This is a genomic window from Bacillus thuringiensis (assembly GCF_001595725.1).
Lineage (GTDB): Bacteria > Bacillota > Bacilli > Bacillales > Bacillaceae_G > Bacillus_A > Bacillus_A thuringiensis_K.
Window position 1 is genome coordinate 4,254,308 of record NZ_CP014282.1, and the last position, 12,982, is coordinate 4,267,289.

The window sequence follows — 12,982 nt, forward strand, 5'->3', positions numbered from 1 at the left end:
GCCGACTCAATTAAGAGCCGGCACTTTTTATGTTTACTATTTAATTTCTACATAATAAGAACTAGCTGTAATATAGAATACGCTACCTCTACTATTCTTTACTTTATATTGTGGTGAACCATCCACAGATACTTTATCAATGATTGTAAATCCTAATCCTTCATCAACAGTTCCTGCAGCATCTCTATCTAACCAGGAAGGTTTTGAATAGAATCGTAAGTCATTCACTTTAGAAACTACACGTTTTCCTTCCACAGATGACGATTCTTCTTTATAGCGAATGTATGATGAATCATTATAAACCCACTGATTTCCCCCAAGATTCAACCAGTTTCCTACTTTACCCCAGACTTTATATGATTCACCTTTTTGTAATTTACGAATAACACTATTTGTTGTGGATGGACCAGAACGAAGGTTTATATTGTAACCATCAATATACGCTACTCCCACTTCATTAATAACACCAGGTACTTCATTTGGTTGCTGTGGTTTCGTTTCAACTGAGATAGAATCTCCATTATATGCTTTTAATACATCGGCACGGAATTTTGATTCCGATACACCATGACTGCGAAGATAGTCAATCGGATCTTCGTGATCTGTGCCACCAAGCTTATACGTAATATCTTTATGCGTCCACAATCCAATGGATGGATTAATGTTTCTATCACGTAAAATCTTAGCTAGTAGCTTCACATATCTCTCATAGGATTTTTTAAATTTAATAGGGTCACTAGTTTCAGAGAGCTCTACATGAACAAATCGTTTATTGGCCGCTGGGCCCGCTCCCCATGCTTGATACTTAGTAGAAGCAATTTGAATTGTTTCATCCCAATCTGTTGCATAATGTACAAATGCAGAACGCCATGTCCTTGCTTCATAGTTTCGGATATTAATAGCAGGCGCTTCAGGAGTCGCTGTAGAATGTGCTACTACACCTTCATATGCTCCATATCCATTGCGATATTCGACTTTAGGTAATCCTGGAATAATCATTTCCCGATCAGCAAAGACACTACCTGTTGAAGTAAATGTAATGATAACTGCCGTAGAAATTGAGGCTAATAATTTAATAGATTTTTTCATTTGTCGTCACCATTCCCCATAATTTTTTGTTTAATGTCTGATACATCCTTTGCAAGTGAACCAAATGCTTTTGCTTGTTCTTCGATGACTGCTTGGTTTTTTTCGATTACTTTTTGGTACTGTTCTTCACGCTGTTCATTCTTTTTTTGCGTAGTAAAAAGCATCCACACAAATAACGCTGCGAATGCTCCTTGTTGAATCATTGAATTGAAAATCTGTTCCTCCACTGTCCTCATCTCCTTTTTAGCAAAATAAAAAAGCCTGCTTATGCACGCTTAATCTGTAATATCTAAATTAAAAAGCTCATCGCAATATGAATGACATTTCCATTTTGAACACCATTCAAGAAAATTCCACCATCACTTTTAACTGTAACTTCACAAGCTGTTGGTCCATTGCCATATGCAAGTGCTGGGAAAGCAATATTTTGTACAGGGCGAAATCCAGCCGGAAGGGTTGCAAATACTGTTGTATTTGCTAGATATTTAACTGATCCAATGACAGATATTTGTTCCCCACTTCTCTTGTACTTCAAAATTCTATCAGGAATATTCTCTACCCCAGTTGTAGGAAGATTAATCCAACCTGTATCATTTGCTTGTCTAATTGTCCCATCAGTTCGAAATTCCACTCTTTTAGACCAATCCCAAGTATCCCCTTGTTCTTTTGTGGAAGGCGCAAAAATCAGCTCTCCTTGCGCCCCTTTATGAATAACTGACTTGAAAGAACGACTTCCCAAAACAATTGCATTATCGCTCTTAAATTCAAGTAATCCATTTATAATGTCGCCAGCTTTTTTTAGAAGATTATCAGCAAAAATATTGAATGTCCCAGTAGGCGATTTTTCAAACAATACTTTATTATTTTTCCAGTCTTTTAAATATAATTGACCATTCGAGACTCCCACAAGACCGGTATCTAATACCTTGTCCTCACTACTGAATCCAAATCCGATATTCGAACCGAGTGTCGGTCTCATTGTTAGATATCCTGTCATCATCCCGCCTGACCGCTTTACGACGTCCATTTTATCAACGGCTTGTTGTAAAGCATCTATCGTTTTCTTAAGAATCTCAAAATCAGAAATGTAATTTTCTATTTTAATATTTCCTTCTTTCACATCACGTCTTAATGCAATTCGAATGTCTGGTGTACTCATTCGTTCTGTATTTTTTTCCATCACAAAATAAGCTGTCCAATCATCCGATGTAGAAACAGCTTGAGATGTAAACGAATATGAAAACACACCATTCTTTGCATCAACTATTTGAGCATCATCTCGAATGAATGCTCCTGTGTGATTTGTAGCTTCATATTTAACCACATATCCTGTTAAATCCACCTTCTCCCCTTTTTCCCTTACGTGCACTGTAAGCTTCAATCCATTCTTGTCATTCTGCCGAGAACGAATTGTTTTTGTAAACACAGGATCTGCTAAATCTATCATAATTTCCTCATTTCGCATGACTACACCTCTTTCTAGCTACTCCTTTTTACGTGTCTGGGCGGTTTTCTCTGACGTTTTACTCTGTTCCTATGCTTTATGTTTCCTTTAGGTTTTAATGGCTCTAATTCTTCCAATCTAGCATCCGTTTTTATCACATGCTCTTGAAATGCGCTTGTCAATTGTGAAAGCATCCCGTATAGGCCTACACCATTTTCTTCTGCTTCTTTTGGAATAACTAAACCATAATGTGTAGGAATTGCATCTGTAGTAATCGTTGGCTCTCCTTCTTTACGATTCATACGCATCTCATACAGTTTTGGAATATCGGTTTTCAAATTGTACTGTTTAATTTCCCATTCCATTACCTTTTCAAGTAAGCTGGATGTAATAGGACGAATATTGGTTTTATACGTTTCTTTTGAAGAAACTTTGAAGTCTGAAGCAATTACTCCTTGATAATATGATCCAAGAGCTGTCTTTATTTGAATATAACCATTTTCGTAACTCGAATTTCGTATCATCGCATTTGGAAGTATGATATCTGTATCTCCTCCAGATGACACTCCAATACTCGCAATCCAATTGTCATTACGATAAAAGCGGAACTGATCTTTGACTTTAAACCTCATATCAGTTTGAGCATTTAGGACAATCATTTTGTCAGCATCAAGCATTGCATTCCCTGTTTGCGAAAAGTATAAAGAAGCTGCATTCAAGTATCCATTGCCATCGAGTCCCTTTGTAATTCCAATTCCACCAGACTTAACACTTGTATCTGAGAATTGGTATACCATAATAGCTCCATTTGCCCCTGTGGAATCTGAATCTCCACCTAAAATAAGAGTAGGTTGTATTTCATTTCTACTATTTTTGTAATACCCTACAAACACCCTTGTTCTAGATGACTCATACAAGCGTATAAATTGCTTTGAGATATTTACATAGTTCACACTATCTGAAGTTCGTAATGTTGCACCTGTTATTTCTCCACCTTGCACAAGATTTCCACTCAACGTACCTGCAGTAATAAAATCAGCAACAATTCTTCCATCACTTGTAATGGCAGTTCCATATGGTCCATTCACACCTGTGGAAGAATACCCTAATCCATTCAAGTTCCATTACCAAACCTTTTTAGCACTCTTTTCATCTTTCGTGTCCATAATTAAAATACGATCTGGATAAATACGGACATGTCCTCCGAATCCTGAATTAATAAGGCTTGTAGCATTTGCTTTTGCTGCATCCAAAATAGAGCCTGGCATATTGGATAACTCTTCTTGTACCAGATCAACCCTACCAGAAACGTCCGTAAAGGATTCTTTGAAGTTACCAATGGTTATATCCAGGTACTCTTTTTTTATTGGATCATACTTATAAGCAATTACCTTTGCTTTTATATCAATGCCATCTTCTTGATGTTCAACCGTAACAGTATCTGCCATATAAACACTTTGTAAATGCTTATAATCCTTATACTCTTCCGTTTGTGATAACTCCTGAAACTTAACGTTATAATTTGCTTTAGGCTGATCAACCTTTTGAATAGCAAACATATCCTTCGCTGCCTGGCGTAATAACCTATATGCTTCTTCTAACGGAACTGCATCTTCATCGTCAGCATTTTCACCAATAGCTGCTTTAATATGTTTAAATTCAACCACTTTAATTTTAGGATGAGGATACTTATTTATAAGTGGGCTATCCACATACTTTTCAGGAAGAAATAACCCATCAAAACCTTGTGGCATGATTCTAGTTATGGGACTTTTCCAATCCACATTACCTTCATATCCTAATAAATCTTTCTTATGGCGAATCACTACTCCACGATCCATACCGCGATTTAGTAGCATCTTCACATCAAAATTATCTCGTTTTAATTCGCCGCCCCAACGATTAACAAATGAATTATCTTGACTAGAATCCAATAATGCTTCCACAGGATTTTTACGGACAATACGTGCACTGGCTATCTTTGGTACATCTGAATAAAACTGAAAAGGATGCTTGTATTGGCATCCTGCTGACATACGATTCATAGCTCCATTACCATTTGTTGTTTCAGCAAAAATGTCTTCAATTAGATTTTCTGTTAAGTCATAAAAAATGTGATAACATTGCGCTGTAATCTCACCCATACTGACTTTAGGAGCTGCCACTCGAAATAGTTGTTCACCATCAGGAGTTGGAACTTTAATAATGCTCATTCCCTCTATTTCCAGACCACGTGGTGCAAACAATGGATAACTAAATGAAAATAAAAATAAACCATTGAGTTCTTCCTCAACAGTTGCGTTATAAATATTTTTATCTAAAGCCCCTATACCATTGTGTGTAAAGTCAGTCTCATTTGGTTTATATAAAGTAATCATTTATATCTCCACCTAGGTCGAATTTCCATAAATTGAATTGCTCCTGACCACTCTATTGTATTTTCTCCTACGTTGAATATAGGGAACTGCCCAACCATTTTATTATTCATTGATATGGTATCGGTATATGCTTCAAGTATTTCTGAGTCTATGACAACAGAACCATTCACATCTTTTATTTGAAAAGAGAAGTCATTGATTGTTATACGGAAAGTACCATTTCCCACAATCCAAAACTTAGGATCAGATTCAATTGTACCTGGATTATAAATTACACCAGGTTTGGTGAGCTTTAGATTTACATCCTCTGTATATTCAAAGGGATCTAGCTTAAAATCCACTTCAAATTCACCGTGTTCTTCAATTTCATTTACAATATCACCTACTACAACATGTTTAATTTTTCGATACACATCATCATCAGTAAAATATAATGTTTTTCCATTCATCAACCACGCCTTCATACGTCGCACTAACGGCTTAATATTCTCTTCTTCAAGCATATTGAACTTTATTTTTAAAGGAACGTCTTTAAACGCTCCTTTTTTTGTAAGTGAACCATGTCTACCAGACACTTCAATATGTTCTACTTCTTGTTCTGCTGTAGGAATAACAGGGCGTCCTACTATACATATTCCGTAGTCACTTGCCAACTGATTATCGATACCTATGTCTAGCAATTTAAGTCCTCCCTATTCCTATTTTTGAATTACGCCCTTTTTGAGCAAGTGCATCATCTATTTTTCCGACCATGCGGTCGATATCACGATCATCCCTCACTGAAGGATTATAAATATTAATTACAGTTGGTTCAGTAGACATCGTTGCTGCAATCCCTTCACCAATCTCACCTAATGTCTTTTTATTCAACGGTAAAACTGCTTCTCGCCCCGCTTCTCCTGCACCTTGCAACTGACCATTACTCATACCGAAAATGGTAGGTCTAGTAAAGATACCGCCTTTTGCACGCCATTGGACATCGATCCCAGATGGGAAAGTAATGTCTTTACCCAAAATATTTTTCGTACTAGTCTGCAGACTGAAGTGTGGCATTTTAGGCATTTCTGGTTTCGGAATCTTTAATTTCAAATCACTGAAAAACCCTTTGATTTTATCAATGAATCCCTTTACTTTATCTACCGCATCTTTTATCGGATCAACGATAAATCTCTTTGCTGCATCAAATTTTTCTTGCGCTGCATTCTTTACAGAATCAAATTTTTCCCTTGCCGTATTGTACATATCATTGAACTTCTCTTTTGCAGAATTATAAGCTGAAATAACTGGATCAATAATATATTTATAAACTAGATTCCATGCCGTAAGTGTATAAGATTGGATTTTGGCCCAATTACCTAGTATCCAATTCGCTAAATCATTCAATTTTTCTTTCGTTGCATTCCACAATTCCTGAACAGGCTGAATGACATATTGTTTTACTAGATTCCACGCTGCGGAAGTATATGATTTTACTGTCTCCCACTGTGAATTTAACCAAGAAACAAGCGCACCGATCTGTTCTTTAACCCAATCCCATGCTTCTTGAACAGATTGAGTAATATATTGTTTAAATAAGCCCCAAGCAACTTGTGCAGCAGCCTTTATAAGTTCCCACTGCGTACTAAGCCATGTGACTAATTCGCCAATTTGTGCACTTATCCAATCATACGCTTCCTGGATCGGCTGTATAATATATTGAGATATTGCAGCCCATGCAATTTGTACCCCTGCTTGAATGAGTAGCCAACCTGCTTCTAAAACTGTTGAAACCGCTGAAATAATCGGATCTAAAACTGTGAGTATTGTATCCCATGTTTCTTGCCAAGCTGTCTTTAATTGATCCCAAATAGAAGTTGCCGTTTCAACAATACCCGTCCACAATCCACTGAAAAATTCACCTAAAGGCGACAATATACTATCTGCTAATTCAATGAATGAAGACCACGATTCTGAAAAATAATCAGTAATACCTGTCCAAATTTCCGATGCCGTATCAGAAATTCCAGTCCATAGATCAGCAAAAAATTGACCGATAGGTTCAAAGAACTCATTTGCCATATTTAAAAAATCTGACCAGGCTCCAGAAAAGTAATCAACTGTGGATGACCAAGCATCTTCACAAGTTTGAACTATGCTATCCCACAATTCACCAAACCAATCTTTAAATTCAGACCACTTTTCAGAAAGCCAATCCGTTATGGCACCCCAGTTTTTTATTAACATGATAATACCAGTTATCACTAAGGAAACTGCTGCAATGGTAGCTATCACAGGTAAAAACGCCAGATTCAACGCACCAAATGAAATAGCTAGAGCTGCTACAATTGGAGTTAAAATAATAAACGCCGTACTCAATGCACCCATCACGATTAAAAGCGTTTGATCGGCTTCGGACAATTTACTAAACCAATCCATTACAGCTTTAACTCCATCAACAATTGGAGGTAAAATATCTTTAGCTAATTCTGCAAATTTCTTTCCAAGTGGTTCTAACGCAGCCTGTGTTTCTCTTAATGCTTTTTGAAATTGCTGCCCCAAAGATTCTTCCTGAAGTTTCTTCATTTCATCCATACGTCCAGTTACATCACCAAGCCCACCAGCTGTTTCATTTAGTCCTAATACAGCTTTAGCACCCATGTCTTCCCAACGAGTAGCAAATAAACCAACTCCTATTTGATTCTGTTTTACTTTGTCATCCATGCTTCCTAAATCGCCTATTACAGCTTTAAACACATCGGCAGCTGTTGCTTTACCATCATTAAATGATTTCCAAACCCCTTGTGTTTTCTCAGAAAGCCCAGCAAAAGCATCTGCAGTTCCTTTTGAACCGTCTTGTACTTTCTTTCCAAATTCAGCAACTGTGTCATTGATATAATCCAAATTATAAGCGCCGTCACGCGTCCCGTTTGCTAAGATTGTAAACATCTCTTCAGCGGTAAATCCTGCTTGCTTAAATAACGGTACATATTCAGAAAGGTTGTCAAAAAGTTCATCTGAATAGTTCAATCCTTCTTGAGCGCCAGCTGCAAGTAAATCAAATGTTTCTTGTGTTGATAAACCAAATTGACTCATCAACTGTCCTGCACCTCGAGTCGCTTCATTTAAGTCCACATCATAAATTTTCGCTAATGTTAAAACATCCTCCGATGCCATTTGCAATTCCTCATACGGGACATCACGCATATTTTGAAAGACTTTTATTAACGCATGATCAACTTCCTCAAGATTTTCACCAAACCCCTTTTTCCATGTATCTACAGCAATCTTTTGAAGATTTTCGGCACCTTTACCAGTCAATCCTAATGACGCCTGAATTTTCCTCTGCGATCCATCAAACTCTATTGCTGTATTTACAATCGACTTTCCCATTTCAATTAACTTTTCGGATATTCCTTGTAGGACTTCAGCGGCTTCCATTAAATTATTCATATCAAGTTTCTTATTTATTTCCGCCATACCATCCGCAGCTTGTGAACCACTTCGCCCAACACTCTGTAAAGAGTTTTCGAATTGCTTTAATGTAGTTTTTGCTTGGTTTAATTTAGCCTCAAGTTGCTGCACTTCAGTAGAATTCTCACCATACACACGCTTTGCGGCACTTAATTGTTGTTCTAAGTTGTGGACGACCCTATCAGTCATTTCCATTTGCTGACGTAGTTGTTTCTGCGCTAATTCCAACTTATCCGCTTCACTAGCATTTGCTCCTAGTTCAGCATTTTGAAGTTTGAATGAGCTTGTTAATTTTTTTTGTTCTGCTTCAAGCTTCTTAGAATTCTCTTGTAAATCCAGTAAAGTTCCGCGTGCTTCCCTGGCTTCAATTGCTTGCTCGGAAAGACCTTCATTCACTCTTTTCATTGCATTATCAAGAGAAGTTTCAGCACGTTCTGCATCAAGCAACTTCCCGTACATTTTATTGAGTTGTTCGGCGGTTGTACTTGTGTCCTTGGACATAGCTTGATATTCAGCACGTAACATAGCCGTACGTTTCTTGGCTGCTTCCATTTGAATCTCAAGCTTCTTCTTTTCAGCAAGAAGTTTATCAGTCATCGTCGCATCTTGGCCCATTGCTGCAATATGATTTTTATATTCTTTCGCTGCATTATTCATAACCATATTGATTTGTTTCAATGTATTTGCATACTGAACTTGGCCATCCATTTTAAAATTAAGAACAACGTTTCTTTCTTTACTATTCCCAGGCATTTTCTCACCTCATTTCTTATAGGAATGGTGTTTGATCTAGCGTGTAAATTTGTTTCGGTTTCTGCTCATGTAATGCATCCGGATTGTTATATCTGAGGTGCATGATGAATTGTTTTAGAAAATGTGCCGGTGTGATTTTCCAAAAGTCATCCATACTTAAACCAAGCAACGTATTACCGACATAAAAATAAAAATCCCAGTCCAATTCGGACTGAGATTCCTCGTTTTTTGTCAGTATGTTTTTTACTTTTTTTCTTGCTTCAGCTTCTCCATATCAGAAGTTTGGAAAGTTTGGCCACTGAAAATTTCGTATACAACGATGAAGATATCGGGTAAATCATTCATAGGAATGGCACCTTTCAATTCAGCTAATGTACATTCTGTACCACCACTACGTACCATCGCATAAATTAATGCACGCATCAATTTCGCTTCATTTTCTCCCAGGCTAAATTGACCTTTTCCTAACATATCATTCATTTCTTTTTCAAATTCATGATAGGGTGTTCCATACGCCTCTTCCACATAAGGAAAAGATTCAAAAGTAAAAACAACAGGGATTGAAACACCCTGTATCTTAATGCTATTTCTAGTTATATTAACGTTAACTAAATCACTTAAACGTGCCATACTATCACTCCTTATTTCCCTGGTGTCGATGTTCCACCAAGTTGTGTTAATTGAGATTCATCACAAATGACTTGTTTTAAGAAATCTTCAGCTTTAATTCCTTTTGCCTCTGGATCACCAGTATCTAATTCAGCTTGTGTTACATCATTAAATAACAATGGATCTGCTGTAATTGTGTAAGCAATGTCATCCACAGTCATTTCATCACCTTGTGTTTTCCAAGATTCTTCTACTGGAGCAACTGTACATTTTGGGTACCAACGTAATATTTTTGTTCCATCATTTAATGGGAATACAACACCTACTGCAAACTTTGGATATTCCTTCGCCTTCGCTGTTTCAAAAGACACGCCTTTTTTACGTGTTTTAGCAAAGATTTTATCTTTTACTTCACGATTTAGACCAGCAAGATTAAAAGCTAATCCAAACGCTGTATTTTTGACAATGTTAATAATTTTTTTGTTAGATGCCCACTTTGTAAAATTAGTAGATGTAGTGGAAATCGTTAAATCAGAAATATTGGTTTGTCTATAAACGATATCCTCATAAGTTGGTAGTGCACTAGAAGTTTCATTTCCCTTCATCAAGCACAGATATAAATCTTCAATCCCTACGGAATATTGAATTTCTTTATTTTCAATTGTCATGTATATCATCCTCACATTCTATCAATTATTTTTTGTGCCATAATATCAGCAATTTTGTCACCTTCTGCATCAAAGGTATTCTGGACAAAGTGTTTTCCTTTCACCCGACCCTTACCATTTGCTTTTTTATGGCCATGTTCAACTAAATACCAATACCAAGCTTCATCTTTAAATTCCACAGATACACGATCATCTTTTACAACAACCTTTAGGCTATCTCTTAAATGTGTCCGCTTGTTTTTACTGGATGCTTTGATTTTTGGCTTTAATTTACTAGCAAAATACTTTGCTGCTTCATCTAACACATCCAAACTTACTTTTTTATTCACCCGTAATAGCGTATTAATATCTTCTAAAGCTTCAGCAAAACCATTGTTATTTGAAGCCATTACTGGATACACCTCACATACGTTATAAACTGCGTGATAGTGTCGTCGTTCTCGTCATAACCCATTCCATCAAATTGAGAATAAGACACGCCTGCTTCGTTAAAAACAACCTTTAACGGAGCGTAATCTTTTTCAGTTCCGTTTGTAATAACTGCAATTTGATAAAGTGGCATATCCTTTATAACCTTATTAGAAGCTCTTTTCTGTTGCTCATTCACAAATTCATACACAATGTAAGGATAATTTGCTGTTGTAGGTGCACTATCACGATAAACTGGTATACCAGATTTCTTCATGATGTCTCGTAACTCTTGAAAGCTAATTTGCATAGGATAATGACACCTCCATCAATCGGTCTTCTTCACGTACATAAATACGCTCAATATCATAGATACGGCCACCAACTTTTACACGATAATCCTTTTGGTTGTTTTCAATATCACGATCAATACGAACCTCAATTTTCTTTACAATTTCATTCGTATCTTTCGTTGTAAATTTATCAGTGGCCGTAACTCCAATGTTGTTATAACGAATGTTACGTTCTAACGGATATCCCATCACAACACGGTCATTTTCCGGATCAATGGTTTCTCCTAATTTAAGTAGCTCACCCATCCATTTGAGTTTATTCGTCTTTCTCTTCATCGGCATAAACCTCCTGGACAAACATCGGCGTTAAAGCATCAAGAGCTTGTTCTAATTCTTTTTCAGCAACCCTGTAATCATAGTAAATACCGGCGACCATAATAATTAAATACTCGGTCTGTTTGCCTGTCGCATTCTTTACATAAGTCTTTGCTTGAGTGATATAAAAAGAGAGCATAGATTCATCCATACCCTCTTCCCAATGAATATGAGATTTTAATTTCTCAATTAATTCATCCATATTAAGCTCCTGTTGTTTCTTTTAAAACATACTTATAAACTGGCACTTCAAATGGTGAATGAATTAATTGTGCATCTAGTAAGTTCCAGATACGGAAACCTACACGGTTTGTACGTGAGAATAACTCAACTAATTTTTGGACTTCTAATGATCCAATGACATCTTGAATATAGAATTTAGAGAAGTCACCAAAATAGAATACTGGTGTATCTGGTGAATCAGGAATGTCAATTGCATCTTCTTCCTCAACTGGGAAACCTAATAACGTATAACCAATTCCACCTTCCGCTTGATTAAACGGGCGAAGTAATGGGAAACCGTCATCTGTTTTCATAGTTTCAATTTTTGTTAGTGCTGCTGTATTTAACACCCATCGTGCTTTTTTACGTACTTCTTTAACAGGTGTATTTTTCATTTTTACTAATGCATCATAAAGATTCTTTTCATCAGTTTTAAATTCAACAGCTTTCTTTGCTAATGCACCGTCATTTATGTTATTAGCTTCATCACCATTAACCATATACTGAGTTTCTTTACGAACATAAGCTTTTTTCAACTCATCCATAACAATTTGTTCAATTGGTAAACCTGTACGTGCCAATAGCTTTTTCGTTACTGTAGCAAGCGCATCAAATTCTGTTGGTGATAATTCAATTTCATCGAATTCGATATCTGTTTCTGGAATTTCATTATTTGTTCGCTCGTTTTTATGACCTTGAGCTTCTGCCTTCTTAACTAGAACAGGATACTTAATATTTTCTTTTGTTTTTACTCCTGTACCTAATCGACGTAAGAAGTTTTCTTCTTGAGCATACGTAATAATTTCTTTACTTAAGAAATCTGGAATCGTAACAGAACCATTGCCAGTAACTAATCCTAATGCACGAGCTTCTCTTTCATCAATATTACCCACAATATAATTAGCAAAAGCTGAACGAGTTTCCTTTTCTTTATTTTTAGTAGATTTATGACCTTTAGTAGAAAGACCTGTTGCAATAGCTGCCATGATTTCAGAACGTTCTTCTTTTGGAATTTCTTTTGATTGATTTGGATATTCTTTTACTTCTGGATCTTCTTTTTTATCTGGATCGTCATCTTTCTTTTTGTCTGGATCTTCTTCCTTTTCGTCTGCTTCTAATTTTGCTAATTCATCAGCAAGAGTTTTCGCTTCTTCTGTTAATGCTTCCACTTCAGCCTTAACTGCTGCTAATTCTTCCGAACGAACTTCACCCTTCTCTACTTTCCCTTGTAATTCTGCTAATCGAGCTTTATTTCGTGCTTGAGATGCTTTTAAGATTTCTTTTAAGTTCATG

Annotated in this window: 13 protein-coding genes and 1 pseudogene; all 14 read right to left on the reverse strand. The window is 36.5% G+C overall.

Annotation, left to right across the window (positions count from 1 at the left end):
- Positions 1 to 36 precede the first annotated feature (36 nt).
- Positions 37 to 1,089 carry an N-acetylmuramoyl-L-alanine amidase gene (locus tag AXW78_RS21290; protein ID WP_061884606.1) on the reverse strand — a complete coding sequence of 351 codons (1,053 nt, stop codon included), beginning with the start codon at positions 1,087 to 1,089 and terminating at the stop codon, positions 37 to 39.
- Positions 1,086 to 1,316, reverse strand: coding sequence for a BhlA/UviB family holin-like peptide (locus AXW78_RS21295; protein WP_000392439.1), 231 nt, complete (start codon positions 1,314 to 1,316; stop codon positions 1,086 to 1,088). The genes AXW78_RS21290 and AXW78_RS21295 overlap by 4 nt, the downstream gene beginning before the upstream one ends.
- A 62-nt stretch (positions 1,317 to 1,378) precedes the next feature.
- Positions 1,379 to 2,554, reverse strand: a complete 1,176-nt coding sequence (locus AXW78_RS21300; protein ID WP_061884607.1) for a BppU family phage baseplate upper protein — start codon at positions 2,552 to 2,554, stop codon at positions 1,379 to 1,381.
- A gap of 14 nt (positions 2,555 to 2,568) precedes the next feature.
- Positions 2,569 to 4,911, reverse strand: a pseudogene (locus tag AXW78_RS33945) (phage tail spike protein).
- Positions 4,908 to 5,591 (reverse strand): phage tail domain-containing protein, encoded by a 684-nt coding sequence (locus AXW78_RS21310; protein WP_061884608.1) that lies wholly within the window; start codon positions 5,589 to 5,591, stop codon positions 4,908 to 4,910. Before AXW78_RS21310 ends, AXW78_RS33945 begins: the two are co-directional and overlap by 4 nt.
- Position 5,592: 1 nt before the next feature.
- Positions 5,593 to 9,114 carry a phage tail tape measure protein gene (locus tag AXW78_RS21315; RefSeq protein ID WP_061884609.1) on the reverse strand — a complete coding sequence of 1,174 codons (3,522 nt, stop codon included), beginning with the start codon at positions 9,112 to 9,114 and terminating at the stop codon, positions 5,593 to 5,595.
- A 16-nt stretch (positions 9,115 to 9,130) separates the two neighbouring features.
- On the reverse strand, positions 9,131 to 9,319 hold the full coding sequence (locus tag AXW78_RS32755) for a hypothetical protein (protein WP_006927278.1): 189 nt from the start codon (positions 9,317 to 9,319) through the stop codon (positions 9,131 to 9,133).
- A 38-nt stretch (positions 9,320 to 9,357) separates the two neighbouring features.
- Entirely contained in the window at positions 9,358 to 9,744 is a 387-nt protein-coding gene (locus AXW78_RS21320; protein ID WP_061884610.1) for a hypothetical protein, read from the reverse strand.
- Between the two features lie 11 nt (positions 9,745 to 9,755).
- Positions 9,756 to 10,391 (reverse strand): major tail protein, encoded by a 636-nt coding sequence (locus AXW78_RS21325; RefSeq protein WP_061884611.1) that lies wholly within the window; start codon positions 10,389 to 10,391, stop codon positions 9,756 to 9,758.
- Between the two features lie 11 nt (positions 10,392 to 10,402).
- Entirely contained in the window at positions 10,403 to 10,780 is a 378-nt protein-coding gene (locus tag AXW78_RS21330) for an HK97-gp10 family putative phage morphogenesis protein (RefSeq protein WP_006929817.1), read from the reverse strand.
- The gene (locus AXW78_RS21335) at positions 10,780 to 11,109 is read right to left on the reverse strand and encodes a hypothetical protein (RefSeq protein ID WP_061884612.1); all 330 of its coding nucleotides are present in this window, start codon (positions 11,107 to 11,109) and stop codon (positions 10,780 to 10,782) included. Before AXW78_RS21335 ends, AXW78_RS21330 begins: the two co-directional genes overlap by 1 nt.
- Positions 11,099 to 11,428, reverse strand: coding sequence for a phage head completion protein (locus AXW78_RS21340; protein WP_000824247.1), 330 nt, complete (start codon positions 11,426 to 11,428; stop codon positions 11,099 to 11,101). The genes AXW78_RS21335 and AXW78_RS21340 overlap by 11 nt, the downstream gene beginning before the upstream one ends.
- Complete coding sequence (locus AXW78_RS21345) at positions 11,409 to 11,669, reverse strand: head-tail connector protein (protein WP_061884613.1); 261 nt, start codon at positions 11,667 to 11,669, stop codon at positions 11,409 to 11,411. The genes AXW78_RS21340 and AXW78_RS21345 overlap by 20 nt, the downstream gene beginning before the upstream one ends.
- A gap of 1 nt (position 11,670) precedes the next feature.
- On the reverse strand, positions 11,671 to 12,981 hold the full coding sequence (locus AXW78_RS21350) for a phage major capsid protein (protein WP_061884614.1): 1,311 nt from the start codon (positions 12,979 to 12,981) through the stop codon (positions 11,671 to 11,673).
- Between the last annotated feature and the right edge of the window lies 1 nt (position 12,982).